Consider the following 25,971-nt stretch of genomic DNA (forward strand, 5'->3'; position numbering starts at 1 on the left):
TGCCCCGCATAAACCCGCCGTATGAATTGCCCGAAGGCGGGTTCGGCTGGCACATCATCCGCTCGCTGACCACCCAACTGGGCTACCGGCAGGAGGAGGGGTGGAATGCACTCAGCTTCGTGGTGCCGCTGACCGGAGGCGACTGACGCGCATGCATGCGAAGAAAGGGCGCTCAGTTCAGATGAACTTGCAGCGGATAATACCCATCCTCGAAATCGCCGAACAAATCCGCCAGATCCGGGTGTTCAACCGGTTCGCCCGTCTCATCTGGAACCAGATTCTGCTCCGACACATAGGCCACGTAATAGCTGTGATCATTTTCAGCGAGCAGATGATAAAAGGGTTGGTCGCGCGCGGGGCGGCTTTCTTCCGGAATAGCGTCATACCATTCCTCGGTATTGGTAAACATCGCGTCGACGTCGAATACCACCCCGCGGAACGGGTGTTTCCGGTGGCGCAAAATCTGCCCAAGTCGATATTTTGCACGCGATTGCATCATGGCACACCCCCACAAGGGCAAGCTTTACGCCAAGCGGACCCACGCGTCCATACAGCAGCCGCAGGCGCAACGGAAACAGACTGTGAAATGTGTTCCGACAGTGTCAGAAAAAAGGCAGCTCCTCATCACTTTTCCTCTATTCTGGCAGCCCTGTTTCGATTTTGCCCGATCAAGCGTTTTCTCGCAGCACAATTTCGGTTAGAAAGTGGCAAAATGATAATAAATCGAGGCAGACATGGGCATGTTTCTCCGCATTATGGCGGTGTTGCTGATTGTTGCGGCTTGCGGCAGCCGTGGCGATTTTTCAGCGCCGCGTAATCTTGATGACGCTTGCGGGCTTGCAAGCGAGCGACCGCAGTATTTCCGCGCCATGCAACAGGCCGAACGCCGCTGGAGCGTTCCTGTGCCGGTTCAGATGGCCATTATCCACGCCGAAAGCCGGTTTATCGGCGATGCGCGCACCCCGCACCGCTGGGCGGCAGGGGTAATTCCGATGGGGCGGCAGTCGTCCGCCTATGGCTACAGCCAGGCGCTGGACCGCACCTGGGAAGAATACCAGGCCGAGACCGGCCGGCGCAGCGCCCGTCGTGACAGGATTCAGGACGCAACCGATTTCATTGGCTGGTATTCGCACAAATCGCGCGATCGCAACGGCATCCCGCTGCATGACGCGCGCAACCTGTATCTGGCCTATCATGAAGGGCATACCGGCTTTGCCAACGGCAGCTACCGGGCCAAGGGCTGGCTGATGAACGTGGCAGACCGCGTCGCAACCCGCGCGGTGATGTATGACGCCCAGCTGCGCAGCTGCCGCCGGCTGTGAGCGAAAAGTCAGCGCCCGGGTGCAGCACCCCGGCGCTGCATTTCGATATCAACGCTGAACAGCGTGGATGCCAGCGTGCCGCCCAGCTGAAGATCGCCCAGAATGACCGTGGTTTCGCGCCCCATGTCATCGGTGACGATCCACTGCCGAAGCTCGGTAGGATCGGCGCTGAAGACGAGGCGGATGCTGCCGTATTCCGGGTTCTCCGGGTCTTGCGCGACGACCACGGTTGTCTGACCGTCTGCAAAATGATCGACCACCATGCGCGCGCGCGTCAGGTCCACATTGGCCGCGAGGATCAGGTTCAGCGGCGTACGGTTGAGCGGATAGACCGTTGGCCCCTGATTTGAACGTGCATCGAAAATATGCACCGATCCGCCCGCCGCCAGCACAAGGTTGGCATCGGGGGGGTCATATTCAAAGCGCACCCGGCCCGGCCGCTGGATCATGATCCGTCCGGTCGAAATGGTCTCATCCGGGTTGATCTGGGTGAATGTGCCTTCCGCAACCTGGAAGCCGTTGAAATAACGGGAGAGTTCGGCCAGCGAAAGGGGGGCATTCTGGGCAAGCGCCGGTCCTGCCGCAAGCGCGGGCAAAAGGGCGAGCGAGAGAAGAAGGCTGCGTCTGTTCATGCTTGTTTACGTACCCGCATTGGTTGCCGCTTGCACCTGACAAAGCCGCCACGCTTTTACACAAGGCCGCGATATCGTCGAAACATGGAGCGAACGCAAGCGATTGCCCTCCGGTTCCCCCATGCGGCCAACGCCCTGCCGCATTCATCTTTTGTTAACCGCGTTTCTGCACTCTGCCGCAATGCGCCTTCTGCTTGCCCTTCTCACGCTGCTTCTTCTGCCCGCCCCCGCGCAGGCAGGCCCCTGGCCGCGCGAGGCGCAGGGCTGGTTCCTGGCCACTTCAATGGGACAAGAACGTGTCGGCGCAGCCCGCCAGACGTTCGGTGACCTCTATGCCGAATACGGCGCCACCGGGCGGCTGACCCTTGCAACCCAGCTGCGCCACATTCCCGGCGGATGGCGCGGCGATCTGATCGCGCGCTTTCATCCGCAACCCGCAGGCTTCGCGCTGCCCTTCGGACTAAGCGCGGGCACGCGGTTTCAGCCCGGTCGTGCCGACAGGGTGCTTCTCCTGTTCGGTGCGCATCTCGGGCAGGGTTTTGATACGCGGGCGGGAAATCTATGGGCGCGGCTGGACATGCAGATGCATACCCGCCCCGCACAACTGACCAACCCTGTCGAGCTGTCGCTGTCCGGGCAACTGGGTTTTCGCAGCGCGCGTGGCCTGCTGGGCATGGTCTCGCTCACCGGAAAACGGCGAAACGGGGTGTCGAGGCTGGAGCTGGCACCCGCAATCGGCCATGAAATCGGGCGCGGGCATACGCTTGTTCTGGGCCTGACGGCGGCCTCTCACAGCCGCGGCCTGACCAGCGCCCGGCTCGCGCTCTGGTCGCGTTTCTGAACCGCCGCTCCCCTTGCACCTTGCCCGCCGCGATGACAGTGTATCGCCAAACCGGATTGGAGAACGCTATGCTGGAAAAACGTGAATTCTATATCAACGGTGCCTGGGTCGCCCCGCTGGACGGCAAGGATTTTGACGTCATCGACCCCTCGACCGAGGAAGTCTGCGCGGTAATTTCGCTGGGCGGAAAGGCAGATACCGATGCCGCCGTGGCCGCTGCCAGCGCCGCCCTGCCCGGCTTCATGTATTCCGACCCCGCCGAGCGGCTGGCGCTGGTGAAGCGCATCCTTGAGGTCTACACGGCCCGCGCAGACGATATGGCCAAAGCGATCTCGATGGAAATGGGCGCGCCGATCGACATGGCCTTGTCCAGCCAGGTCAGCTCGGGCACCTGGCATATCGAGAATTTCATCCGCGATTTCGACAAGATCGAGTTCATCGCGCCGCTGGGCGACCACGCGCCCGAAGACCGCATCATCAAGGAAGCGGTGGGCGTCTGCGCGCTGATCACGCCCTGGAACTGGCCGATGAACCAAGTCACGCTCAAGGTGATTCCGGCGCTGCTGGCAGGCTGCACGATGGTGCTGAAACCCTCGGAAATCGCGCCGCTTTCCTCCGTCGTCTGGGCCGAGATCCTGCATGAAGCGGGCGTTCCGGCGGGCGTGTTCAACATGGTCAACGGCGATGGCCCCGGGGTGGGCACGCAGCTTTCCGGCCATCCCGATGTCGATATGGTCAGCTTCACCGGGTCAAGCCGCGCGGGTATCCTGATCTCCAAGAATGCCGCTGAGACGCTCAAGAAGGTCCATCTGGAACTGGGCGGCAAAGGCGCGAACATCATTTTCGCCGATGCCGATGAAAAGGCGGTGGTGCGTGGTGCGCGGCATTGCTTCAACAACACCGGCCAGTCCTGCAACGCGCCCACCCGGATGCTGGTTGAGCGTTCGATCTACGACAAAGCCGTTGAAATCGCTGCCGAAACCGCCGAGAAAACCCGCGTGGCCACGGCGCATGACAGTGGCAGTCACATCGGCCCGGTCGTCAGTGAGGCGCAGTTCGATAAAATTCAGGGGCTGATCCAGAAGGGCATTGATGAGGGCGCGCGGCTGGTCGCAGGCGGGCTTGGCCGTCCTGAAGGGCTGAACCGCGGCTACTTCGTGCGCCCGACGGTCTTTGCCGATGTGAACAACCAGATGACCATCGCGCGTGAGGAAATCTTTGGCCCGGTGCTGTCGATCATCCCGTTTGAGGGCGAGGAAGAAGCGCTCGCCATCGCCAATGACACACCCTACGGGCTGACCAACTATGTCCAAAGCCAGGACGGCGCCAAGCGCAACCGCATGGCGCGCAAACTGCGTTCGGGCATGGTGGAGATGAATGGCAAGTCACGCGGGCGCGGCGCGCCGTTCGGCGGGATGAAAGCCTCGGGCATCGGGCGCGAAGGCGGCGTCTGGGGTGTCGAGGACTTCCTTGAGGTAAAGGCCGTCGCGGGCTGGTCGAACGACGCCTGAACATATCCTGAGGCGGGCGGCCCGACCGCCCGCCGCCCCCTTCCCTTTCCGGTAGCGCCATGGCCTATTCTTACGACACCCAGAATATCTTTGCCCGCATCCTGCGCGGCGAAATCCCCTGCGCAAAAGTGCTTGAAACCGCGCACAGCCTTGCCTTCAACGACATCCAGCCGCAGGCACCGCATCATGTGCTGGTGATCCCCAGGGGCGCTTATGTGAACGCCGATCATTTCGCGCTTGAGGCCAGTGATGCCGAAATCGCCGATTTCGCGCGCTGCATCGGTCAGGTCTGCCAGTCGCTGGGCATCCGCCCGGGCGAAGGCGGCGCGGGCTACCGGCTGATCACCAATGCGGGCGAGGATGGCGTGCAGGAAGTGCCGCATTACCACGTCCATATTCTGGGTGGTCGCATGCTGGGGCGGATGCTGCAAAAGGGCTGAAACCGGGCGGTCCCCGCGCATTTTCTGTCTGAAAATATCCCGGGGGGTGAGCCGCGCAGCGGCGAGGGGGCGAGCAGCCCCCTTTCCCGGTCAGAGCAGCGCCATCCGCCCGGCCATATCCAGCATCCGGCAGGAAAAGCCCCATTCGTTGTCATACCAGCCGAACACCCGCACCATGCCGCCCTCGGTGACAGTGGTCTCGGGCAGGGCCATGATCACGCTTTCCGGCCGCGCGCGCAGATCGGTGGAGACCAGCGGCCGGTCCGTCCAACCGATCACCCCGCCCGCCTCCCGCAGCGCGGCGTTCACCGCCCCGGCACTGACGCCAGCGCGCGGCATGAAGCACAGATCCACCGCTGAAACGCTGGCTGTGGGCACCCGCACCGCCGAACAGCTTATGCGCCCGGCCAGATCCGGCAGCGCGAGATCCAGCAGGCGGCCCGCGCTGGTGCTCGTCGGCACCATCGACAGCGCGGCGGCGCGCCCGCGCGCCAGATCGTGGCCGCGCGGCGCATCCACCGTGGGCTGGCTGCCGGTGTAGCAATGGATTGTCGTCATATAGCCGGTCTGAACCCCAAAAGCGCCGTCCAGCAGCCGCACCAGCGGGGCCAGCGCATTGGTCGTGCACGACGCGTTCGAAACCAGCCTGTGCGCCGCGGTCAGCGCTGCGTCGTTGGCACCCAGCACCACAGTCACGTCCGCCGAGTCCGCCGGGCCGGAAATCAGCACCCGTCCCGCGCCTGCGCGCAGCCCGCGTTCGGCAACATCGCGGCGGTCCGCATGGCCGGTGCATTCCATCACCAGATCAATATCGCCCAGATCCAGCGCCGAAATATCAGGCGCATGTGTCAATCGCAGGCGGCGACCGGCGGCGACCAGCGCACGGTCCTCCAGCGTGACGCCCCCCTTAAGCGGCCCGAAAACGCTGTCATATTCAAAGAGATAGGCACAGGTCGTGGCCGGGGCGATGTCATTGACGGCGACAATCTCCAGCTGCGGCGCGTAACCCTGCAACCAGGCGCGCAAGACAGTCCGCCCGATCCGCCCGAACCCGTTGATCAACACCCGCATGATCTGCCTCCGATTGCCGACTCGATCCACACTCAGAGCTACGCCCCGGCGCCGCAAAGCTCAACCGGGCATGTCCGCCGCTAAATCCGATTAAAAAAATCGGAATTGACTCTCCTGAGTCTTTTTGTCAGATATGAAGGGCGAACAGCGACGGAGCCCTGACATGACCCTTCAATCCATCCCCGACTTCCACACCGCCGACGCCCTGCCCTCAGCCGCGCTCGACATTCCGGTGCATCGTGCAAAAGATCTGACACATGGCGGATCGCTTGCGCAGATCGTGCTTGATGGCAAGGTGTACGCCCTGCGCATCACACGCGCGGGCAAGCTGATCCTGACGAAGTAACCGGTTGGCGGGCGCGCTATCGGAAGCGCGCCGCCAACCGGATGCGGGCTTCGGGAAGCGGGCGGTCTCCCAGTGCCGGTGCCAGAACATGGGTCAGAAAATGGCCCAGCACCCGCAGCCCCGCCCCCATCTGCGCCCGCAGTTCCGGGTCGGTCGTGCCCGGGCCAACCGTTTCCGGCTCAGCCATTTCCGGATCCATGAGAAGCGGCGGCAAGGGAAGCAACCGGCTGGCCCATTCCCCGGCCCCGGCAGCCGTCACCGCCCGCCCTGAGCGCGGCGAGACATAGGCCAGCCCCTCGGTCGCGCCGGTTACCGCGCAGCTGGCCAGGTCCAGCCCATAGCCGGTTTCCTCCAGCAACAGCCGCTCCCATCCCAGATAGGCCCCGAACCATGCCTCGCCCGCTGAAAGCCGGTCCAGCAGGTCAATGGTCGCGGCATATAGGCGTGGCTGCGGCTCGCGTTCAGGCAGGGCGAAAACCGCCAGCGAACAGAGCGCATTGAGTGCGGCCAGTCGCTCAGGATCGGCGAGCAGGCCAGCCACCCGGTTGCGCACCGGCTCTACGGTGAAATGCCCGATATGCGCCTCCAGCCGTGCGCGCCAGCTCAGTTGCAGCGTGCTTCCGGGTTGCAGAACCGGCGCCAGCCGCCGCCCGGAACCGCCCCGCACCACTCCGGCATGGCGACCGTGCACGGCGCTCAGCACCTCAATGATCGCAGCATTCTCGCCATGCGGACGGGAGGAAAGCACAATGCCTTCGCCCACCCATTCCATGGCTCAGAGCGCCCGCCAGCCGATATCGCGGCGGCAGAACCCCTCAGGCCAGTCGATGGCATCAACCATCGCATAGGCGCGGGTCTGCGCCTCCTGCAGCGAATCACCGCGCGCGGTGACGTTCAGCACCCGCCCGCCATTGGCCACCACCCGCCCCTGATCCAGCCGCGTCCCGGCGTGGAACACCATGTTGCGCGAATCAGCGGGCAGCAGCTCAAGCCCGCGAATCTCTGCGCCCTTCTTGTAGGCCCCCGGATAGCCCTTGGCGGCCATCACCACGCACAGCGCATGGTCATCCGCCCAGTTGACCTTGCAGCCCGCCAGGCGCCCTTCGGCGCAGGCCAGCATCAGGTCAAGCGCCTGCGCGCCCAGCCGCATCATCAGCACCTGACATTCCGGGTCGCCGTAACGCACGTTGTATTCCACCAGCCTGGCCTGACCATTGTCGATCATCAGCCCCGCATAGAGCACGCCCTGAAAGGGCATGCCGCGCCGCGCCATCTCGGCCATCATCGGGCGGATGATCTGCGCCATCGCCTGTTCCTGCAGCGCTTCGGTCAGCACCGGCGCGGGCGAATAGGCTCCCATGCCGCCGGTATTGGGGCCGGTATCGCCATCGCCCACGCGCTTGTGGTCCTGCGCGGTGCCGATGGGCAGGCAGGTCTCGCCATCGACCAGCACGAAAAAGCTGGCCTCCTCGCCGGTCATGAACTCCTCGATGACCACCGTTGAACCGGCAGCATCAAAATTCCCGCCGAACATGGCCTTGATCGCATCCAGCGCCTCATCCAGCGTCTCGGGGATGATCACGCCCTTGCCCGCCGCCAGCCCGTCCGCCTTGATTACCAGCGGCAGGCCCTTGTCGGTGATGTAGGCGCGCGCCTCTGCCGCAGTGTCGAACCGCGCCCAGCCAGCGGTCGGTGCCCCCACCGCATCGCAGATTTCCTTGGTAAAGGCTTTCGATGCCTCCAGCCGCGCCGCTGCCGCCGAAGGGCCGAAACACGCGATACCGGCCGCGCGCAGGGCATCGGCCACGCCTGCCGCCAGCGGTGCCTCAGGGCCGATCACCACGAAATCCACCGCGTTTTCTTCGCAGAACCGCACCACCAGCGCGCCGTTTTCGGCGTTCAGATCCGCGCATTCGGCAATCTGCGCGATCCCGGCATTGCCGGGAGCGACGATCAGCCGGTCGCATTTGGGGTTCTGCTTGATTGCCCAGGCCAGCGCATGTTCGCGCCCGCCGCCGCCGAGAACCAGAATGTTCATGTGCCTCACCCCTTGGCCACCGTTGCCCGGCGTTCTAAGGTCTGTTGCGCAGCGTGACAAGCCAGAGGCCCCATGGACCTGATCGACGACACTGAGCCGGGCTCGAACGCCCATGAATTCACCGTCTCCGAAATCTCGGGGGCCGTGAAGCGGGTGATCGAGGGAGAGTTCGGCCGCGTCCGGGTGCGCGGCGAGGTGGGCCGCGTCGTGGTGGCGCGAACCGGGCATATGTATTTTGACCTCAAGGATGACCGCTCGGTGATCGCCGCGATCAGCTGGAAGGGTCAGGTCGCGCGCATGACGGTGCGGCCCGAAGAGGGGATGGAGGTCATCGCCACCGGGCGCATGACCACCTTCGCGCCGCAGTCGAAATACCAGTTGCAGGTCGACAACGTCGAACCGGCGGGCGCGGGCGCGCTGATGGCAATGCTTGAGGCGCGCAAGGTCAAGCTGGCCGCCGAGGGGTTGTTTGACGCAGCGCGCAAACGGCCCATTCCCTACCTGCCGCAGGTGGTGGGGGTGATCACCTCGCCCTCGGGTGCGGTGATCCGCGACATTCTGCACCGCCTGGCCGACCGCTTCCCGCGAAGGGTAATCGTCTGGCCCGTCGCGGTTCAGGGAGAGCGTTGCCCGGCGGATGTGGTGCGCGCCATTCAGGGCTTCAACGCGCTCGCGCCCGGCGGCCCGTTGCCCCGCCCCGATGTGCTGATCGTCGCGCGCGGCGGCGGCTCCATTGAGGATCTCTGGGGCTTCAATGATGAAGCGGTGGTGCGCGCCGCCGCGGCCAGCGACATCCCGCTGATTTCGGCGGTGGGCCATGAGACAGACACCACGCTGATCGACTTCGCTTCCGATCTGCGCGCGCCCACCCCCACCGCCGCCGCCGAACTGGCGGTGCCGGTGCGCGCGGACCTGCTGGCGCAGGTGGCCAGTCTGGGCGCGCGGCTCGAGCGCGCGGGCAAGGGCGCGGTGCAGCAGCGCGACCAGCGCCTGCGCGATCTGGGCCGCGCCCTGCCCCGGCTGGAGGCGCTGCTGTCAGGCCCCTCGCAACGCTTTGACCTTGCCGCCGGGCGCTTCGCAGGCTCGCTGCGCGCGCTGGCCGACCGCAAGCTGCTGGCGCTGGGAAGGGCTGCCGCCGGGCTGCGCCCCGGCACGCTGACCAGCCGCGCCACCACCCGGGCCGAGGCCCTCGGACGCCTCGCCACCCGCCTCGCACCCGCGCTTGAGCGCGGGATAGTGCGGCGCGGTGAGCGGCTGGCCGGGCTGCGGCTGAACCGCGCCCGGCTTCTGACTGACATCGCCCGCGCCCGCCCGGGGCTGGCCACCCTCAAAGCGCGCACAACCGCCGCCACACACGCGCAACTGCTAAGGGCGCGCGACAAGCTTGCTGCGCTGGATCGCATGCACCAGTCGCTGGGATACCACGAAACACTGGCACGAGGCTTTGCCATGCTCCGCGCGCCCGACGGCACCCCCGTCACACACACCGACGCCGCCCGCGCCCTGCCCCGCCTGACGATCGAGCTGCGCGACGGGTGCTTTGATGCCGCCCCGCTTTCAACCGAAACGCCCCCCGAACAACCCCGCAAGCCGCGCGCGCGCAGCCAGCCGGGCAAAGCGCCTGATCAGGGCTCCCTCTTCTGATTTCACCTGTTGAAAAATATCCTCGGGGGGAGTCGCGCAGCGACGGGGGGCAGACAGCCCCCCTTCTGCCCGCACCACAGCCGGAACGGTTGCATCACTGCCAGCAGATAGGCATATAGGACGCGCACCGCAGGAGACCGCGCATGAACTATCTCGAATTTGAAAAACCGCTGGCCGAGATCGAAGGCAAGGCGGCAGAGCTGCGCGCCATGGCGCGCAACAACCCCGAGATGGATGTCGAAAAAGAAGCCGAGGCGCTGGATCGCAAAGCCGATCAGCTTCTGTCCGAACTGTACCGCAATCTGACGCCCTGGCGTAAATGCCAGGTCGCCCGCCACCCTGACCGCCCCCATTGCCGCGATTACATCGACGCGCTGTTTACCGAATACACCCCGCTCGCCGGGGATCGCAATTTTGCCGATGACCATGCCATCATGGGCGGGCTGGCGCGGCTGGATGACCGGCCGGTGGTGGTGATCGGACAGGAAAAGGGCTGGGACACCAAATCCCGCATCGCGCATAACTTCGGCATGGCCCGCCCTGAGGGGTATCGCAAGGCGATCCGGCTGATGGATCTGGCGCATCGCTTCAAACTGCCGGTGGTCACGCTGGTCGATACACCCGGCGCCTATCCCGGCAAGGGTGCCGAAGAACGCGGTCAGGCCGAGGCGATTGCGCGCTCGACCCAGAAATGCCTTGAGATCGGTGTGCCGCTGGTCTCGGTGGTGATCGGCGAAGGGGGCTCGGGCGGGGCGGTGGCACTGGCCACGGCGAACCGCATCCTGATGCTGGAGCATTCGGTCTATTCGGTGATCTCGCCCGAAGGCTGCGCCTCGATCCTGTGGAAGGATTCCGACAAGATGCGCGAGGCCGCCGAGGCGCTTCGCCTGACCCCGCAGGACCTGCTGAAACTGGGCGTGATCGATTCGATCATTCCTGAGCCGCGCGGCGGCGCGCAGCGGGACCGTGAGGCCACGCTCAAGGCCGTCGGCAAGGCGCTGAGCGACACACTGGCCAAGCTTTCGGGCAAGAGCAGCGAAGCCCTGATCACGGCCCGGCGGCGCAAGTTTCTGGACATGGGCAAAAAGGGGCTCGCGGCCTGAACCGGACACGAGAGCCGGGCACGCGCCCGGCAAGCCCCCTCGTCACCACATCGTTTTCGCCGCCCGCCCCGGCCATTCGGCGTCATAAGCGGCGCCGTTGATCGCGCCCTCGGTGATCTCGGCCAGCATCTGCCCGACACTGGGCAGACCTTCCGCGCAATCCCCGTCGCGCCACAGGCGGGAACGGATCAGCGCGCGCGCGCACTGGCTGTAAACCTCATCCAGCGCGACAACGATCACCAGCTTCGGCAGCGTGCCCTCCCGCTCGAACCGTGCCAGAAGCTCGGGGTCCGTCGAAAGCCGCCCCCGGCCATTGACCCGCATCACCGTGTTTGACCCTGCCACCATGAAGGCCAGCGACAGGCGGCCATCGCGCACGATGTTGCGCAGGCTGTCGATGCGGTTGTTGCCGCGCCAGTCCGGCAGCAGAAGTGTGCCGGGGTCCGGCACCTGCACCACAGGGCGGTCATCGCCGCGCGGCGAGCAATCGGTGCCTTCCGGGCCCACGGTGGACAGCAGGCAAAAGCGGCTGCGTGCGATCCAGCTTTCATAGGCAGGGGTCAGGCGGCGGGCGACCTTGACGACCGCTGCCTCGGGCGGGGCGTTGTAGAGCGCCGCCAGCCCCTCTTCACTGTCAATCCAATGCATGGCTCATCCTCTCCCTCAGCCGCGTTCCACCTCAGGATGCGCGACCTCAAAACCAGCCTCGGCCATCAGCCTGTCCGACTGCGCCTCGATCGTATCCTTCAGCCGCACCATGAATTCACGCACCGGAATGCCGGGCGGAACAGGCGGCAGAAACTCGATCACCGCAAGCCCCGGCGCGCGGTAGATCCGGCGGCGGGGCCAGAAGACGCCCACATTGCAGGCCACCGGCACGCAGGGCACACCCATCTCCTGATAGAGCACCCCTGTGCCCACCTTGTAGTCGCGCGACACGCCGGGCGAAACGCGGGTGCCCTGCGGGTAGATGATCAGTTGTCCCGGCTCCTGCTGGCCCGAAGCCACCCGCGCCAGCATCGCCTTGATCGCCGCGCCGCGCCGCCCGCGATCCACCGGCACGCAGCCGATGCGCTTGGCATACCAGCCCAGGATCGGCGTCCAGACCAGCTCTTTCTTCATGATGAACTTGGGCCGGGGCAGCGCGCTGACCAGAATGATGATGTCAAAGAACGACTGATGCTTGGCCGCGATCATCACCTCGCCCGAAGGGACCTCGCCGCGCACTTCCGAGCGCAGGCCGATCATCCAACTGGCTGTCCAGCGCACATAGCGGCACCAGGTATGCACGGCAACGAAAGCGCCGCGGCGGTCAAAAATTGCCCAGGGGGTGAAGAAAACCGCCATCACGGCCATCATCGCATAGGCCTGCCCGGCGAAGATCAGCGAACGCAGCCACTGGAACGCATAGGCCATCAGACATCCCTCTTGAGAACACGCAGCGCGGTGGCCTGTGTCGCCGCCCAGGCCACCAGCCCGGCAAGGGGCGGAATGACCAGCGGCACCAGCCAGCCTGAGCCATGAAAGCCCAGCTCGCTGAAAAACCCGCCCGCCTCTTGTGCTGCGGGCAACAGCAGGATCCCCGCCAAGGCGAGGGCTGTCCCCAGTGCCGCGCCCAGAAAACCGCGCAGGGCAAAGCGGCGCACGAAGGCGCGGGCGATGAATCGGTCCTGCGCGCCCACCAGCCGCAACACGCGGATCACCTGCGCATTGGCGGCAAGCGAGGCACTGGCGGCAAGCGCGATCATCGCCGCCATCGTACCCGCGATCAGCACAACTGACAGCACCGCCAGCATGCGCAACCCACCTGCGGCCTGAACCAGCGGGCGGCGCCAGCGGGTGTGGTCATCCAGCACGGCGCCCGGCGCCTCGGCGGCCAGCCGCAACCGAAGCCCGACCGCATCAAACCCCTCTGGCGCCTCGATAATCTCGATCAGGCGCGGCAGCGCCAGCGCCTCCACCGGCAGGTCGGGGCCGAACCACGGCTCCAGCAGCGCGCGCTGCTCATCGCTTTCCAGAACGCGGGTTGAGGCAATGCCGGGCGTGGTGCGCAACACTTCCAGCACCGTCGCCGTCTGGTCCGCAATTTCGCCGGGCGGGGCGGAAATGCGCAGCGTGGCGGTTTGCGCAAGCGTCTGCGACCAGCGCTCAGCCAGTTGCCCCGAGGCCATCGACAGTGCCAGCGCGAAGACCGCCAGAAACGCCATCGCCGCCGCCGTTGCCCCGGTCAGCAGGGCACTGAACCCCGAAGCCGGGACAACGCGCGAAGGGTCAGCCAGGGTGCTGCGTGTCTTGCGCGCCATCACAGATCAGCCCCCGCCGCCTGCAACCGCCGCTCGGATATCCGCAGCACCCGCGATGAAACCTGCGCTTTTGCCACGCGGATCAGGTTCAGGTCGTGGGTGGCGATCATCACCGCCGTGCCCATCTTGTTCAGCTCGATCAGCAGCGACAACAGCTTCATCGACATCTCCCAGTCGACATTGCCGGTGGGCTCGTCGGCCAGCACCACCTCGGGCGACAGGATCACCGCGCGGGCCAGTGCCGCCCGCTGGCGTTCGCCGCCCGAAAGGGTGGGCGGCAGGGCATCGGCATGGCCTTCCAGCCCCACCCAGTTCAGCAATTCATGCAGATCGTTCTTCGGCACCGGGCGGCCCGAGACCAGAAACGGCAGCGCCACATTCTCGGCAAGGGTCAGATGGTCCAGAAACTGGCAGTCCTGATGGATCACGCCGACCCTGCGGCGTATCTCGGCCAGACCGTCACGCCCGATCCTGCTCCGGTCTTCGCCGAACAGCGTAACCCGGCCGCTCATCGGCACCAGCTCGCCGTAGCACAGCTTCAGAAGCGTGGTCTTGCCCGCCCCCGAGGGCCCGGTAAGGAAATGGAAAGCGCCCGGTGCAATGCTCAGATCAACCTCTGTCAGAAGTTCGCGGCCACCATAGCCATGCCCGACATGTTCAAGTCTGATCACGCTTCCCCCATTCCCTGTCGCAAACCGGGCCAAGCAGCGCGGCTCCGGTCTTGGAACTTGACTGAGTGCTTGCTACAACAGCCCGGCAGCAGAGCCAATGGCCGAGGCGGGCGGCCGGGAAAAAACCGGCGTGATTTGGGGGTAGGATGCGACTGACCTGTCCGAACTGCAAGGCGCAGTACGAAATCGACGGCACCGCCATCCCGGAGACGGGCCGCGATGTTCAATGCTCTGCCTGCGGCACCACCTGGTATCAGCACCCTGAAAGCATGGCTCTGGCGCCCTCGGGTGACGATGATCCGCAGGAGGGCAGCGCCAGCGCGACACCCGCTGCCACGCCGCGCATCGACCAGTCGGTGCTGGATGTGCTGCGCGAAGAGGCCGACCGCGAACTGAGCGAGCGCCGCCGCAGCAATGCAGGCGGGCTGGAAACCCAGGGCGATCTGGGGCTGATGGCGCGCCCGCGCTCCGCAAGGGGCGAACGCCCCCCTGAACCTGAGCGCAGCACGCCCGCCGCGGGTGATGACGAGGCACCCGCCCCCAGCCGCCGCAACCTGCTGCCCGATATCGAAGAGCTCAGCTCAACCCTGCAACCCGGCAGCGCACCGCGCCGCATGGGCAGCACCGAAACCGCCCTGCCCCCAACCGAGCAGGACGAACGCGCGGGTTTCCGGCAGGGTCTGTCGCTGGTGCTGCTGGTGGCGATCCTGCTGGTGGGCCTCTATGCACTGGCCCCGATGATTGCGCGCCATGTCCCGGCGCTGGCAGACCCGCTGGCGGGCTATGTCGCGCTGACAGACAGCCTGCGCGCGTGGGTCGCGGAAAACCTGCGCGCGTTGATCGAGCGGGTTTCCGCCCTGAGCAGATGACCGCTGAGCGGCTGCGACCATAATGCCGAAAATCGGATGCGAGTTTCATGTGACAATTGGATGAAGATGTGGTGCAATACCCTTGTTCAATATGTTCAGAGGAGGACATCCATGTCGCTGACTTCCCATCTTATCGAACTGCGCCGCAAACACGAACTTCTCTCTGACAAGGTCGTCGCTGCGCAGCGCGCGCCCGGTGTCGATGACCTGTCGATTGCCGAGATGAAGAAGCAGAAACTGCGCCTCAAAGAAGAAATCAGCCGTCTTTCGACCGCCTGACCCTATCACGCCCGGCGCGCGCGGCCAGAACCGCGCCGCCAGCAATCAGTGCCGCCGAAACGGCCAGAACCGGGGTTGCCCGTGCAACCCCGGCGATGACCAGAACCAATGTCGACAGAAGCGGCGCCGCGTATGAAGCCGTGCCAAGAAGCTGGATATCCCCGCGCTTGACGCCGATATCCCAGGTAAAGAACGCCAGCCCCACGGGCCCCAGCCCCAAAGCCAGAATGGCACCCCAACCCGTAATGCCCTGCGGCCATTGCGGGTTTTCCAGTGCAAGATGCGCAATGGCAGCCAAAACGGAGGAAGCCAGACAAAAGACTGCCACCGCCCCGGTCGGCACATGGCCAAGGCGGCGCGAAACAAGCGAATACCCCGCCCATGTCAAGGCCGCCAGAAAGGCCAGCGTATATCCCGCGCCCGCCCCTTCCAGCGCACCGATGCCGCCCGCAACAATCAACGCCGCCCCCGCAAAGGCCAGCACCGCGCCGGCCAGATGGCCCGCGCGCAACCGCTCGCCCGGCAAGAGCCCCGAAAACACCACGATCAGAAGTGGCCAGAGATAGGCGATCAACCCGGCCTCAGCCGGGGGGGCCAGCCGAAGGGCGCTGAAATACAGGAAGTGATATCCGAAAAGCCCTGCCGCGCCAAAGGCATAGACCGATAGCGGCACGCCGCGCAGCTGCCCCAGCCCGCCGGTGCACAACAGCCAGACCAACCCGACCCCACCGCCGATACCGAAACATAACGCATTGAGCAGCAGTGGCGGTACCGGGGCCGAGGCAACCGTGAACAGCGCCAGAAGCGACCAGAGCGCGACAGCGGAAAAACCGATCAGGGTGGCGGTGTTACGGGTCATTCAGCCTCCGCAGGTCTGATGCGCCAGCCGGTCGCCTGGTGCAATGCAAATGGCCCGGGAGAACGCTTCCCGGGCCGCGTTTCTTCTGGCCTCGCGCGGATCAGACGAAAAACTGACCGCCATTGGCACTGATCGTCGACCCGGTGATGAACCCGGCATCGTCAGACGCCAGAAAGACCACGCAGCGCGCGATTTCTTCGGGTTCCCCCAGACGGCCGACCGGGATCTGCCCGATAATCGATTCGCGCACTTTCTCCGGCACGGCCATCACCATTTCGGTGGCGATATATCCCGGGCAGATCGCGTTTACCGTGATCCCGGCGCGCGCGCCTTCCTGCGCAAGCGCCTTTGTAAAGCCCAGATCGCCTGCCTTGGCTGCGGAATAATTGGCCTGACCGAACTGGCCCTTCTGCCCGTTGATCGACGAGATGGTGATCACCCGCCCGAACTTGCGCTCGCGCATTCCCGGCCAGAGAGGGTGGGTCATGTTGAACACGCCGGAAAGGTTGGTGTCGATGACCTCTTTCCACTGTTGTGGCGACATCTTGTGGAACGGCGCGTCACGCGTGATGCCTGCGTTGTTGATCAGCACATCCACCGGCCCCAGATCAGCCTCCACCCGCGCCACGCCCTCGGCGCAGGCCTCGTAATCGGCGACCGACCACTTATAGGTGGGAATGCCGGTTTCCTTGGTGAATTTGGCCGCGGCCTCGTCATTTCCGGCATAATTTGCCGCGACGGTGTAACCCGCGTTCTTGAGCGCAACCGAGATCGCCGCCCCGATCCCCCGCGAACCGCCCGTGACCAATGCAACCCGTCCCATGATTCCTCCTTGAGTTGATCTTCTTGAAATTCTGTTACCTAATGGAAAGCGCGGACGCAACATTATTGCGTCCGCGCTTTTTGAAATACCGGGAAAAAGGGCGGGATCAGCGCTCCAGGCACATGGCAACGCCCATTCCACCGCCGATGCACAGGGTTGCCAGCCCCTTCTTCGCGTCGCGGCGGTTCATCTCGAACAGCAAGGTGTTCAGGATGCGCGCGCCGGAAGCACCGATCGGATGGCCGATGGCGATGGCCCCGCCGTTGACGTTCACCACCTCGGGGTTCCAGCCCATGTCCTTGTTGACCGCGCAGGCCTGCGCCGCAAAAGCCTCGTTCGCTTCAACAAGGTCCAGATCTTCGGCTTTCCAGCCCGCTTTTTCCAGCGCTTTGCGGCTGGCGTGAATCGGCCCCACACCCATGATCGCCGGGTCAAGCCCTGCGGTGGCATAGCTTGCGATACGGGCCAGCGGCGTCAGACCGCGCTTCTCGGCCTCCTGCGCGCTCATCAGCATCACCGCCGCCGCGCCGTCATTGATACCTGAGGCATTTGCCGCTGTGACCGATCCGTCACGCGTGAACGCCGGGCGCAGTTTCTGCAAGGCCTCCAGCGTGGCGCCGTGGCGGATGTATTCATCTGCATCCACGACCACATCACCTTTGCGGGTCTTGATGGTAAAGGCGACAATCTCGTCCGCGAACCGGCCCGCCTTCTGCGCGGCTTCCGCCTTGTTCTGGCTGGCGAGCGCAAACTGGTCCTGCATTTCGCGGCTGATCTGCCACTGCTCGGCGACATTCTCGGCGGTCTGCCCCATGTGATAGCCGTTGAAAGCGTCCCACAACCCGTCCTTGATCATCGAATCGATGAACTTTGTATCGCCCATCTTGGTGCCCGCGCGCAGATGCGCGACATGCGGGCTCAGCGACATGTTTTCCTGCCCGCCGGCGATGATGATCTCCGCATCGCCCAGCTGGATATGCTGCGCGCCCAAGGCCACAGCCCGCAGGCCGGAGCCACAGACCTGGTTAATACCCCAGGCCGAGCTTTCCTGCGGCAAACCTGCCAGAATATGCGCCTGACGCGCAGGGTTCTGGCCCTGGCCGGCAGACAGAACCTGCCCCAGAATGGTTTCCGACACCTCAGCCTTGTCAACGCCTGCGCGGGCCACCACAGCCTCGATCACGGCGGCACCCAGTTCGTGCGCGGGGGTGTTGGCGAAGGCACCGTTGAACGACCCCACGGCGGTGCGTGCGGCGGATACGATCACGACATTGGTCATAGTGGCTCCTCTCACATGACGGTGCGCCGACAGGATCGGTCGCGCTCCCGCCATTTTCTACGCCTGATGGCGCGGCAAGGCAATGCTGCGACGCGGAACTGTGGCCCACGCGGCAACGCGCCGCGTTCACGCCCGTTTCGCCAATCTGGATGTTTTCCAGGGTGCATCAGTAGAGGGCACACCGAAGTAGTAACCCTGCAGACAATCCATGCCGATATCCACGAGATAGCGCGCGTCTTCAGCGGTTTCGACCGATTCGGCCACGGTGAACATGTCGAAATGGCGCGCGATGGAAATCAGCGCCTGCGCCAGCACCTGATTGTCCGGGTTGGTGCTGATACCCCGGATGAAGGTGCCGTCAATCTTGATGATATCGAAGTAGAAATCCTTCAGATACCGGAACGCCGTATAGCCTGAGCCGAAATCATCGAGGGCAAAACAGATACCCCGCCCCTGCATCTCGGCCATGAAGACCGTCACCAGATCAGGCATGAGCATGGCCGAAGATTCGGTAATCTCCAGAATCAGACGCTCGGCAATGGTGGAATCAGCGCGCAATCCGCGCTCCAGCGTCGCCAGCCACGCCGGATAGCCGATGGAGCGCGCCGACATGTTCACCGAAAGCCGCAACCCCGGCTCTTCGGTGAGGGCAGCAAGGCCCAGTTCCAGCGAGAGGCAGTCAATCTTGCGCCCGGTCTCGTTGGTTTCCACGGCATGCATGAAATCGCGCGCAGGCAGCACCCGCCCCTGCTCATCCAGAATACGGATGAACCCTTCATAAAATGCGGTGCGATTGCTCATCCGTGCCTGAACCACCGGCTGGAAGGCAAGCATCGCGCGCCGCTCATCCAGCGCCTTGCGCACCATCGCAAGGGTTTCACGGGTGCGCAGGTCATTGGCAACGGAAAGCGGGCTCTCCAGCCCTTCGGCATAGGGATACTCTGCTGGGTTGTGGGCGCTCATCGGCCTTCTCCGCTCGGTTTCAACCAGACTGCACCGACAGAGGTTAACGCCGGGTGAAGCCGCGCCGGATTTTCCGCCGCCCCGCGCCAATTGCACGGCTCACAGCAAGCGCGTATACGGTCGCGAACGGCCAAACCGAGGGGCAGGCAATGACGGATAGCAGCGCGAACAGCATGTGGGGCGGGCGCTTCGCGGGTGGGGTGGATGCGATCATGGAGGCGATCAATGCCTCGATCGGGTTTGACCGCCGCCTCTATGCGCAAGACATCGCGGGATCGCGCGCGCATGCCGCCATGCTGGCCACGGCGGGCATCATCACCGAGGCCGATGCGCAGGCCATCGACGCCGGCTTGATGCAGGTCAGGGAAGAGATCGAGGCGGGTGATTTCCCGTTCCGCACCGCCCTTGAAGACATCCATATGAACATCGAGGCCCGCCTGAAAGAGATCATCGGCGAGCCTGCGGGGCGGCTGCATACCGCGCGTTCGCGCAATGATCAGGTGGCGGTCGATTTCCGCCTCTGGGTGCGTGAGCAATGCGACGCTGCCATCACCGGCATCGAGGCCCTGATGCGCGCCTTTCTGGGGCAGGCAGAGGCCGGGGCAGACTGGGTCATGCCCGGTTTCACCCATCTGCAGACCGCCCAGCCCGTCACCTGGGGCCACCATATGCTGGCCTATGTGGAGATGCTGGCGCGCGACCGGGGCCGCTTTGTTGATGCACGCGCCCGGATGAACGAATGCCCCTTGGGGGCGGCGGCGTTGGCGGGCACGTCCTTTCCCATTGACCGCCATCAAACGGCCGCCGCGCTGGGGTTTGACCGGCCTACCGCCAACAGCCTCGACAGCGTATCAGACCGCGATTTCGCGCTGGAATTTCTGGGCGCGGCCTCGATCTGCGCGATGCATCTGTCGCGCTTCGCCGAAGAGCTGGTGATCTGGTCCTCAGCGCAGTTCCGCTTCGTGCGGCTGTCGGATGCCTTCACCACCGGCTCCAGCATCATGCCGCAAAAGAAAAACCCTGACGCGGCTGAACTGCTGCGCGCCAAGCTGGGGCGCATTCTGGGGGCGAATGTGGCGCTGTTTACCGTCATGAAGGGGCTGGCGCTGACCTATTCCAAGGACATGCAGGAAGACAAGGAACAGACCTTTGACGCCGCCGACAGCCTGATGCTGGGCCTTGCGGCGATGGAGGGCATGGTCCGCGACATGACCGCCAACCGGGCGGTGCTGGCGGCTGCTGCGGCCTCGGGCTTTTCCACCGCCACCGATCTGGCCGACTGGCTGGTGCGCGCGCTTGGCCTGCCGTTCCGCGATGCCCATCATATCACCGGCTCGCTGGTAAAAATGGCCGAAGATACGGGCATCGACCTGCCCGACCTGACGCTGGAACAGATGCAATCGGTCCACCCTGGCATCACACGGGCGGTTTTCGAGGTGCTCGGGGTGGACAATTCGGTGCGCTCGCGCATTTCATACGGGGGGACGGCGCCGGATCAGGTGCGCGCCCAGGTCGCCCGCTGGCAGGAGGTCTTGCATTGAAACCGTTCCTCGCGCTTTTGCTTCTGGTAACGCTTGCCGCCTGCGGCACGGCCAGCGCACCCTCGGTCGAAGGTGGCGTCTATATGGGCACCTTCTGGCGGGGCTGAGCGATGACACCCCTGCGCCCGGTTTTTCTGGTGCTCGCCCTCTGGGGCACCGTGCATCCGATGTACTGGTTCGTCAGCTGGTTCATGGAAAACGGCTGGTCGCTGATGGCGATGGTCGATGCCTGGCATGCGAATGCCGCCACCTCAGGGCTGGTCTGGGATCTGACGATCGCGGCCGTGGCGCTGAGCATCTGGGTGGTGGCCGAAAGCATCCGCAGCGGAAACTGGCGCGGGCTCTGGGCCATTCCGGCGACCTTCTGCATCGGCGTCAGCTGTGGCCTGCCGCTCTATCTTTTCCTGCGCCGCCCGGCGGGCTGATCCGGGCCGCAGGTTGAATTTCTGACAGCGCATCTGGCGCACCGGGGGACAGGTTGGACCACTTCTTCTACAAAAACGGGCATCTGCATGCCGAAGATGTCGCCCTGCGTGACATCGCCGCCTCTGTGGGAACGCCGTTTTATTGCTATTCCTCAGCGACCCTGAAACGTCATTTCGACCTCTTCACCCAGGCTTTGTCACCGCTGCCGCATCTGGTCTGTTTCGCGGTCAAGGCCAATTCCAATGTCGCGGTCCTGAAGTTGCTGGGCGATCTGGGCGCAGGGATGGATGTGGTTTCGGGCGGGGAATATCTGCGCGCCAAGGCCGCCGGTGTCCCGGGGGAGCGGATTGTCTTTTCTGGCATCGGCAAAACCCGCGAAGAGATGCGGCTGGCGCTTGGCGGCGGCATCCGGCAGTTCAATGTGGAATCGGAACCTGAGCTGGAGGCGCTTTCCGAAGTTGCCACGATGATGGGAATTGAAGCGCCGATCGCGCTGCGCCTCAACCCCGATGTCGATGCAAAGACCCATGAGAAAATCGCCACCGGGCGCAAGGAAGACAAGTTCGGCATCCCGATTTCGCGCGCCAGCGAAATCTATGCCCGTGCGGCCCAGCTTCCGGGTATCCGCGTGGTGGGGATCGACATGCATATCGGCAGCCAGCTCACCGATCTGGCCCCCTTCGAGGCCGCCTATACCAAGATGGCCGCGCTGACGCGTCAGTTGCGCGCCGAGGGGCATTTCATCGAGCGACTGGATTTGGGGGGCGGGCTGGGCATCCCCTATACCCGCTCGAACGAGGCCCCGCCCCTGCCCGCCGATTATGGCGCGATGGTACACCGTGTTCTGGGCGATCTGGGCTGCGAGATCGAGATAGAGCCGGGGCGGCTGATCGCCGGCAACGCGGGGGTGATGGTCTCGCAGGTGATCTATCGCAAGGCCGGGGAAGAGCGGGAGTTTCTGATCATTGACGCCGCGATGAACGATCTGGTTCGCCCGGCGATGTATGCCGCCCACCATGACATTGTCCCGGTCATGGAACCCGCCCCCGGTGAGGCCGTCGCCCCGGTCGATATCGTCGGCCCGGTCTGCGAATCGGGCGACACCTTCGCCCGCCAGCGCAACATGCCGCTGCTAATGGCAGGCGATCTGGTCGCCTTCCGCTCGGCGGGGGCTTACGGGGCGGTCATGGCCTCGGAATACAATTCGCGCCCGCTGATCCCCGAAGTTCTGGTCAACGGCGATCAATTCGCGGTTATCCGGGCCCGGCCAAGCTATGACGAGCTTATCGCCCGCGATAAGCTGCCGGACTGGACCTGACAGGAGGGCCGATGCCCCGCCCCGCCGACATCCCGCCTGCGCCGCTTCGCCGGGCGCTTGCCCTGACCCGGGCAGGTATGGTGGCGGAACGCGCGGCGCGTGCCTTCTGGCTGCCGTTTTCGCTGGCCCTGCTGGCGGGCACCGCGGCGGCCTTTGGCCTGCCCGCCCAATTGCCCCCCGGCGCGTGGCCATGGGTGGCAGCGGGCGTGGCGCTTGTCATCCTGATCACCGTCGTCATGGGTCTGCGCCGCTTCCGCCTGCCCTCGCGCGCCGAAGCCGCGCAAAGGCTGGACCGCACGCTGCCCGGCCGCCCGCTGGCAGCACTGGCCGATGCGCAGGCCATCGGCGCCGCTGATCGGGCCTCTGTCGCGCTCTGGGCGGCGCATCGCAGCCGGATGCAGGCCGCCGCCGCCCGCGCCCGGCCCGTTGCCCCTGACCTGCGGCTCGCCCCGCAAGACCCCTACGCCCTGCGCCTGATCGCGCTGACGGCGGCGATGGTGGCGCTTCTTTTCGGCGCACCGCAGCGTATGGGCGAACTTGCGGGCCTTTCCAGCCCGGCGGGCGCCGCCATCGGCCCCAGCTGGGAAGGCTGGATCACGCCGCCCGCCTATACGGGTCGCCCGGGCCTCTATCTCAATGAAATCACCCGCGAAAGTTTTGAGGTGCCTCAGGGCTCCCGCGTGATCATACGCTTCTACGGCCCGGCTGAGACGCATGAGGTGACACAGGGGCTGGACGGCGCGCCGCAGACCGATGAAACCGGCCAGTCGGTGCAGTTCGCGGCGCTGCAATCGGGGCCGCTGCGCATCACCGGGCCGGGCGGGCGCAGCTGGGATGTAGCGGTGCTGCCCGACGGCGCGCCGCAGATCGCCACCACCGGCCCGATGCGCCGCGCGCGCGGCGGCGTGATGGAACAACCCTTCCGCGCCACCGATGACCACGGCATCACCGCCGGTGAGGCCGAGATCACGCTTGATCTGAGCGCGGTCGAGCGCCGCCACGGCCTGTCCCTGCCGCCAGAGCCGCGCGAGGTTCTGCGCCTTGATCTGCCGCTGCCCGTTGCCGGGAACCGCGCCGAATTTGACGAACTGCTGCGCGAAGACCTCTCGCAGCACCCCTGGGCCCATCTGCCGGTGCAGGTGGTGCTGCGCGCCACCGATGCCGCCGGTCAGAGCGGCGAAAGCGGGCAACTGGCCGCCACCCTGCCCGGCCGCCGCTTCTTTGAGCCCGCCGCGCTGGCCGTGGCGGAAATCCGGCGCGATCTGTTGTGGAACGCTGACAATGCGCAGCGTTCGGCCCAGTTGATGCGGGCAATGCTGCACCGCTCGGAAGGCACCTTCCGCGCTGAGGCCGCGCCGGGCATCCTGAATGAAGCGATCCGCGCCATCGAGGTGCGGCTGGACACCGGCGACTGGTCTCCGGCGGCGCGCGATGAGGTTGCGGCCAAGCTCTGGGATCTGGCGCTTCTGATCGAAGAGGGCGAACTGGCCAATGCCCGCGAGCGGCTGCGCCGCATTCAGGACCAGCTCGATGAGGCGATGCGCAACGGCGCCACGCCCGAAGAGATCGAAGAGCTGATGGACGAGCTGCGCGAAGCCATGCGCGATTACATGCGCATGCTTGCCGAACAGCCCCGCGAACGCGGCGAGCAGCAGGCGGGCGAGCAGATGGAAATCACCGGCAGCCAGATCCAGGAACTGATGGAGCGCATTCAGGAACTGATGGAAGAGGGCCGCATGGACGAGGCCGCCGAGCTGATGGCGCGCCTCAATGAACTGCTGGAAAACCTCCAGATCACGCAGGGCGAGGGCGGCGAGCAGATGCCCGGCTCCGAGGCGATGGAGGGGCTGGGCGACACCCTTGGCGATCAGCAGTCACTGGCCGATGACACGTTCCGCGAGCTACAGGAACAGTTCAACCGTGACTTCCGGAACCAGCAGGAAGGCCGGGGCGACGGTGAACGCGACGGCGCCGATGACCAGACCGGCAACCAGACCGATGACCGCACCGACGATCTGGCCGAACGCCAGCAGGCCCTGCGCGAGCGGCTTCGCGAACAGCAGTTGCAGACCCTGCCCGGCGAAGGCACACCCGAGGGTGACGCCGCGCTCGATGCCATCGAGGAGGCACAGCGCGCCATGGACGAGGCCGCCGAGGCCCTGCGCGGCGGCGATGCGCGCCGCGCCCTTGAGCGTCAGGCCGAAGCGATGGACTCCCTGCGCGAAGGGATGCGCCAGTTCAACGACGCGATGCGCCAGGACCGCTCCGAGCGTGCAGGCGGCGAAGACGGGCAACAGGAGGGGCAGGCCGGGGGCCAGGGCCGCGACCCGCTGGGCCGCCAGCGCGGGGGCGATAGTGCCCGAGGCGAGGAGCAGGGCTCGGTCGTGCCGGGCGAAGATCCGCGCGCCCGCGCCCGCGACCTGATGGACGAAATCCGCCGCCGCTCGGCCGAACGCGAGCGCCCCGAAACCGAACGCGACTATCTGAACCGGCTGATCGAGCGATTCTGAACGCCCCGCGCCGCCCCTGCTTAATCTTGCCGGAAATACGCGCGGGGGTGAATTCGGCGCAGCCGAAGAGGGGGCGGCAGCCCCCCTCCCTGCCCAAGGCGAATCGCGCTGAATCGTGCTCACCCCCCTTGAGCCAGCGCCCAAAGCCCGGAAAACGCCGCATCACTCAGGCCTGAACGCCTCGCGCAGGCTGAGCTCATGCCCAATCCAGCGCCTGCCCCTCGCGCAGGATCGCCTGTGCCGCGCGCGTAAAATCATCCCCATCCCCAAGATGCGCCGCACCTTCATGCAGGACCAGCGGTGGCAACAGGCGGAAGGGCGCGCGCGCGCCCTTTCTGGCCTGCACCAGCACCCGCCCCGCCGCCCGCCCCTCGCGCGCACACAGGGGCCGCACCGCCACCGCGCCTGCGCGCCCTTCCAGCGCCGCCAGAATCGCCGGAAGCCGCTCGGCCAGATGGATCACACTCAGCCAACCGCCGCTTTTCAGCCGCTTCAGCCCGGCATCGATCCAGTCGCCCAGCGGCGTCTCCTCGCGTAGCGCAGCGGCGCGGCCTGCATCCTGCGCAGCGGGGGCACCTGGCGGGTAATAGGGCGGATTGGCGAGAACCTGATCAAAGCTTTGACCCCGCAGCGCCTGCGGCATCTCCGCCAGATCGCCGGTCAGGATATCGGCCTCCAGCCCGTTTGCTGCGGCATTGCGTCGCGCGAGCGCCGCATAATCCGCCTGCCGTTCCAGCCCGCTCAGGCGCAGCCCCGGCACCCTCACCCCCAGCGCCAGCAGTGCCACCCCCGCCCCGCAGCCCAGCTCCAGCACCGCCTGCCCCGGCCGCGCGGCGACGGCGGCGGCCAGCAAAACCGGGTCGGTTGCCGCCCGATAGCCGCGCAGAGGCTGCCAGATCGCCAGCCGACCGCCCAGAAACACATCGCGGCTCAGTTCCGTGTCGGAAAAACCCATTTCTGCCCCAGCCCCGGAATCAGTCAACGACCGGCAGACCATGCGCGCGCATCACCGCGCTGGCGACGAAGTGGTCCTCGCGCCGGACCATCAGCCGCTGCGGCACGATACCCAGCCCGCTCATATGGACGTCCAGCGCAAACACCTCTATACCCTCGCCCTCAAGAAGGGCTGTTGCGAAGGGGATGATCGTCGGGTCAGATGTTCGCAGAAGTTCTTTCATAGCC

At 65.5% G+C, this 25,971-nt stretch carries 28 protein-coding genes; 13 read left to right on the forward strand and 15 right to left on the reverse strand.

Annotation, left to right across the window (positions count from 1 at the left end):
- Window positions 1-172: 172 nt before the first annotated feature.
- Window positions 173-499, reverse strand: coding sequence for a heat shock protein HspQ (gene hspQ / locus V7Q53_RS10960; protein ID WP_333828586.1), 327 nt, complete (start codon window positions 497-499; stop codon window positions 173-175).
- Window positions 500-734: 235 nt separating this feature from the next.
- Here hspQ and V7Q53_RS10965 point away from each other — a divergent pair, with 235 nt between their 5' ends.
- On the forward strand, window positions 735-1,322 hold the full coding sequence (locus V7Q53_RS10965; protein WP_333828587.1) for a transglycosylase SLT domain-containing protein: 588 nt from the start codon (window positions 735-737) through the stop codon (window positions 1,320-1,322).
- Window positions 1,323-1,330: 8 nt separating this feature from the next.
- On the opposite strand, the gene V7Q53_RS10970 is transcribed toward V7Q53_RS10965, so the two are convergent.
- Window positions 1,331-1,954, reverse strand: coding sequence for a LolA family protein (locus tag V7Q53_RS10970; RefSeq protein ID WP_333828588.1), 624 nt, complete (start codon window positions 1,952-1,954; stop codon window positions 1,331-1,333).
- A gap of 181 nt (window positions 1,955-2,135) precedes the next feature.
- Between V7Q53_RS10970 and V7Q53_RS10975 the strand changes: the two genes are divergently transcribed.
- The 3 genes from V7Q53_RS10975 (at window position 2,136) to V7Q53_RS10985 (ending at window position 4,746) form a co-directional block, all read left to right on the forward strand.
- Window positions 2,136-2,795, forward strand: coding sequence for a hypothetical protein (locus V7Q53_RS10975; RefSeq protein WP_333828589.1), 660 nt, complete (start codon window positions 2,136-2,138; stop codon window positions 2,793-2,795).
- 68 nt (window positions 2,796-2,863) lie between these two features.
- Window positions 2,864-4,306: an aldehyde dehydrogenase family protein gene (locus tag V7Q53_RS10980; protein WP_333828590.1), complete on the forward strand. Its 1,443-nt coding sequence runs from the start codon at window positions 2,864-2,866 to the stop codon at window positions 4,304-4,306.
- Between the two features lie 59 nt (window positions 4,307-4,365).
- Entirely contained in the window at window positions 4,366-4,746 is a 381-nt protein-coding gene (locus V7Q53_RS10985) for an HIT domain-containing protein (RefSeq protein WP_333828591.1), read from the forward strand.
- A 90-nt stretch (window positions 4,747-4,836) separates the two neighbouring features.
- On the opposite strand, the gene V7Q53_RS10990 is transcribed toward V7Q53_RS10985, so the two are convergent.
- Window positions 4,837-5,817 carry a type I glyceraldehyde-3-phosphate dehydrogenase gene (locus tag V7Q53_RS10990; RefSeq protein ID WP_333828592.1) on the reverse strand — a complete coding sequence of 327 codons (981 nt, stop codon included), beginning with the start codon at window positions 5,815-5,817 and terminating at the stop codon, window positions 4,837-4,839.
- 163 nt (window positions 5,818-5,980) lie between these two features.
- On the opposite strand from V7Q53_RS10990, the gene V7Q53_RS10995 reads away from it, so the two are divergent.
- Window positions 5,981-6,163 carry a hemin uptake protein HemP gene (locus tag V7Q53_RS10995; protein WP_333828593.1) on the forward strand — a complete coding sequence of 61 codons (183 nt, stop codon included), beginning with the start codon at window positions 5,981-5,983 and terminating at the stop codon, window positions 6,161-6,163.
- 16 nt (window positions 6,164-6,179) lie between these two features.
- Here the strand turns inward: V7Q53_RS10995 and recO are convergent, their stop codons facing one another.
- Both recO and purD read right to left on the reverse strand, forming a co-directional pair.
- Window positions 6,180-6,935 carry a DNA repair protein RecO gene (recO, locus tag V7Q53_RS11000; protein ID WP_333828594.1) on the reverse strand — a complete coding sequence of 252 codons (756 nt, stop codon included), beginning with the start codon at window positions 6,933-6,935 and terminating at the stop codon, window positions 6,180-6,182.
- A gap of 3 nt (window positions 6,936-6,938) precedes the next feature.
- Complete coding sequence (purD, locus tag V7Q53_RS11005; protein ID WP_333828595.1) at window positions 6,939-8,201, reverse strand: phosphoribosylamine--glycine ligase; 1,263 nt, start codon at window positions 8,199-8,201, stop codon at window positions 6,939-6,941.
- Window positions 8,202-8,273: 72 nt separating this feature from the next.
- Here purD and xseA point away from each other — a divergent pair, with 72 nt between their 5' ends.
- Window positions 8,274-9,845 (forward strand): exodeoxyribonuclease VII large subunit, encoded by a 1,572-nt coding sequence (gene xseA / locus V7Q53_RS11010; protein WP_333828596.1) that lies wholly within the window; start codon window positions 8,274-8,276, stop codon window positions 9,843-9,845.
- Between the two features lie 143 nt (window positions 9,846-9,988).
- Window positions 9,989-10,948: an acetyl-CoA carboxylase carboxyltransferase subunit alpha gene (locus V7Q53_RS11015; RefSeq protein WP_333828597.1), complete on the forward strand. Its 960-nt coding sequence runs from the start codon at window positions 9,989-9,991 to the stop codon at window positions 10,946-10,948.
- A gap of 42 nt (window positions 10,949-10,990) precedes the next feature.
- On the opposite strand, the gene V7Q53_RS11020 is transcribed toward V7Q53_RS11015, so the two are convergent.
- The 4 genes from V7Q53_RS11020 to V7Q53_RS11035 are packed head-to-tail and all read right to left on the reverse strand — an operon-like array spanning window position 10,991 to window position 13,922.
- Window positions 10,991-11,596, reverse strand: coding sequence for a pyridoxamine 5'-phosphate oxidase family protein (locus V7Q53_RS11020; protein ID WP_333828598.1), 606 nt, complete (start codon window positions 11,594-11,596; stop codon window positions 10,991-10,993).
- Between the two features lie 15 nt (window positions 11,597-11,611).
- The gene (locus V7Q53_RS11025; protein ID WP_333828599.1) at window positions 11,612-12,364 is read right to left on the reverse strand and encodes a lysophospholipid acyltransferase family protein; all 753 of its coding nucleotides are present in this window, start codon (window positions 12,362-12,364) and stop codon (window positions 11,612-11,614) included.
- On the reverse strand, window positions 12,364-13,251 hold the full coding sequence (locus tag V7Q53_RS11030; RefSeq protein ID WP_333828600.1) for a cell division protein FtsX: 888 nt from the start codon (window positions 13,249-13,251) through the stop codon (window positions 12,364-12,366). The genes V7Q53_RS11025 and V7Q53_RS11030 overlap by 1 nt, the downstream gene beginning before the upstream one ends.
- The gene (locus tag V7Q53_RS11035) at window positions 13,251-13,922 is read right to left on the reverse strand and encodes a cell division ATP-binding protein FtsE (protein ID WP_333828601.1); all 672 of its coding nucleotides are present in this window, start codon (window positions 13,920-13,922) and stop codon (window positions 13,251-13,253) included. Before V7Q53_RS11035 ends, V7Q53_RS11030 begins: the two co-directional genes overlap by 1 nt.
- A gap of 146 nt (window positions 13,923-14,068) precedes the next feature.
- On the opposite strand from V7Q53_RS11035, the gene V7Q53_RS11040 reads away from it, so the two are divergent.
- Entirely contained in the window at window positions 14,069-14,791 is a 723-nt protein-coding gene (locus V7Q53_RS11040) for a zinc-ribbon domain-containing protein (protein ID WP_333828602.1), read from the forward strand.
- Between the two features lie 111 nt (window positions 14,792-14,902).
- The gene (locus tag V7Q53_RS11045) at window positions 14,903-15,070 is read left to right on the forward strand and encodes a YdcH family protein (RefSeq protein ID WP_333828603.1); all 168 of its coding nucleotides are present in this window, start codon (window positions 14,903-14,905) and stop codon (window positions 15,068-15,070) included.
- On the opposite strand, the gene yddG is transcribed toward V7Q53_RS11045, so the two are convergent.
- From yddG to V7Q53_RS11065, 4 genes are all read right to left on the reverse strand, one after another.
- Complete coding sequence (gene yddG / locus V7Q53_RS11050; RefSeq protein WP_333828604.1) at window positions 15,048-15,929, reverse strand: aromatic amino acid exporter YddG; 882 nt, start codon at window positions 15,927-15,929, stop codon at window positions 15,048-15,050. The genes V7Q53_RS11045 and yddG overlap by 23 nt on opposite strands.
- 100 nt (window positions 15,930-16,029) lie before the next feature.
- On the reverse strand, window positions 16,030-16,752 hold the full coding sequence (locus V7Q53_RS11055) for a beta-ketoacyl-ACP reductase (RefSeq protein ID WP_333828605.1): 723 nt from the start codon (window positions 16,750-16,752) through the stop codon (window positions 16,030-16,032).
- Window positions 16,753-16,858: 106 nt separating this feature from the next.
- Complete coding sequence (locus tag V7Q53_RS11060) at window positions 16,859-18,031, reverse strand: acetyl-CoA C-acetyltransferase (protein ID WP_333828606.1); 1,173 nt, start codon at window positions 18,029-18,031, stop codon at window positions 16,859-16,861.
- A gap of 126 nt (window positions 18,032-18,157) precedes the next feature.
- Window positions 18,158-18,994, reverse strand: coding sequence for an EAL domain-containing protein (locus tag V7Q53_RS11065; protein WP_333828607.1), 837 nt, complete (start codon window positions 18,992-18,994; stop codon window positions 18,158-18,160).
- Window positions 18,995-19,143: 149 nt separating this feature from the next.
- Here V7Q53_RS11065 and argH point away from each other — a divergent pair, with 149 nt between their 5' ends.
- The 4 genes from argH (at window position 19,144) to V7Q53_RS11085 (ending at window position 24,789) form a co-directional block, all read left to right on the forward strand.
- Complete coding sequence (gene argH / locus V7Q53_RS11070; protein ID WP_333828608.1) at window positions 19,144-20,535, forward strand: argininosuccinate lyase; 1,392 nt, start codon at window positions 19,144-19,146, stop codon at window positions 20,533-20,535.
- 110 nt (window positions 20,536-20,645) lie between these two features.
- Window positions 20,646-20,960, forward strand: a complete 315-nt coding sequence (locus tag V7Q53_RS11075) for a DUF2834 domain-containing protein (protein ID WP_333828609.1) — start codon at window positions 20,646-20,648, stop codon at window positions 20,958-20,960.
- Window positions 20,961-21,013: 53 nt separating this feature from the next.
- Window positions 21,014-22,279: a diaminopimelate decarboxylase gene (gene lysA / locus V7Q53_RS11080; RefSeq protein ID WP_333828610.1), complete on the forward strand. Its 1,266-nt coding sequence runs from the start codon at window positions 21,014-21,016 to the stop codon at window positions 22,277-22,279.
- Window positions 22,280-22,290: 11 nt separating this feature from the next.
- Window positions 22,291-24,789: a DUF4175 domain-containing protein gene (locus V7Q53_RS11085; protein ID WP_333828611.1), complete on the forward strand. Its 2,499-nt coding sequence runs from the start codon at window positions 22,291-22,293 to the stop codon at window positions 24,787-24,789.
- Window positions 24,790-24,985: 196 nt separating this feature from the next.
- Here V7Q53_RS11085 and V7Q53_RS11090 read toward each other — a convergent pair whose 3' ends face one another.
- Both V7Q53_RS11090 and V7Q53_RS11095 read right to left on the reverse strand, forming a co-directional pair.
- A complete protein-coding gene (locus V7Q53_RS11090) occupies window positions 24,986-25,744 on the reverse strand; it encodes a tRNA1(Val) (adenine(37)-N6)-methyltransferase (RefSeq protein ID WP_333828612.1) in 759 nt (252 codons plus the stop codon).
- Window positions 25,745-25,763: 19 nt separating this feature from the next.
- Entirely contained in the window at window positions 25,764-25,967 is a 204-nt protein-coding gene (locus V7Q53_RS11095; protein ID WP_333828613.1) for a putative signal transducing protein, read from the reverse strand.
- Window positions 25,968-25,971 lie beyond the last annotated feature (4 nt).

Origin of the sequence: Pararhodobacter sp. (assembly GCF_036802785.1) — a bacterium.
Taxonomy (GTDB): Bacteria; Pseudomonadota; Alphaproteobacteria; order Rhodobacterales; family Rhodobacteraceae; genus Pararhodobacter.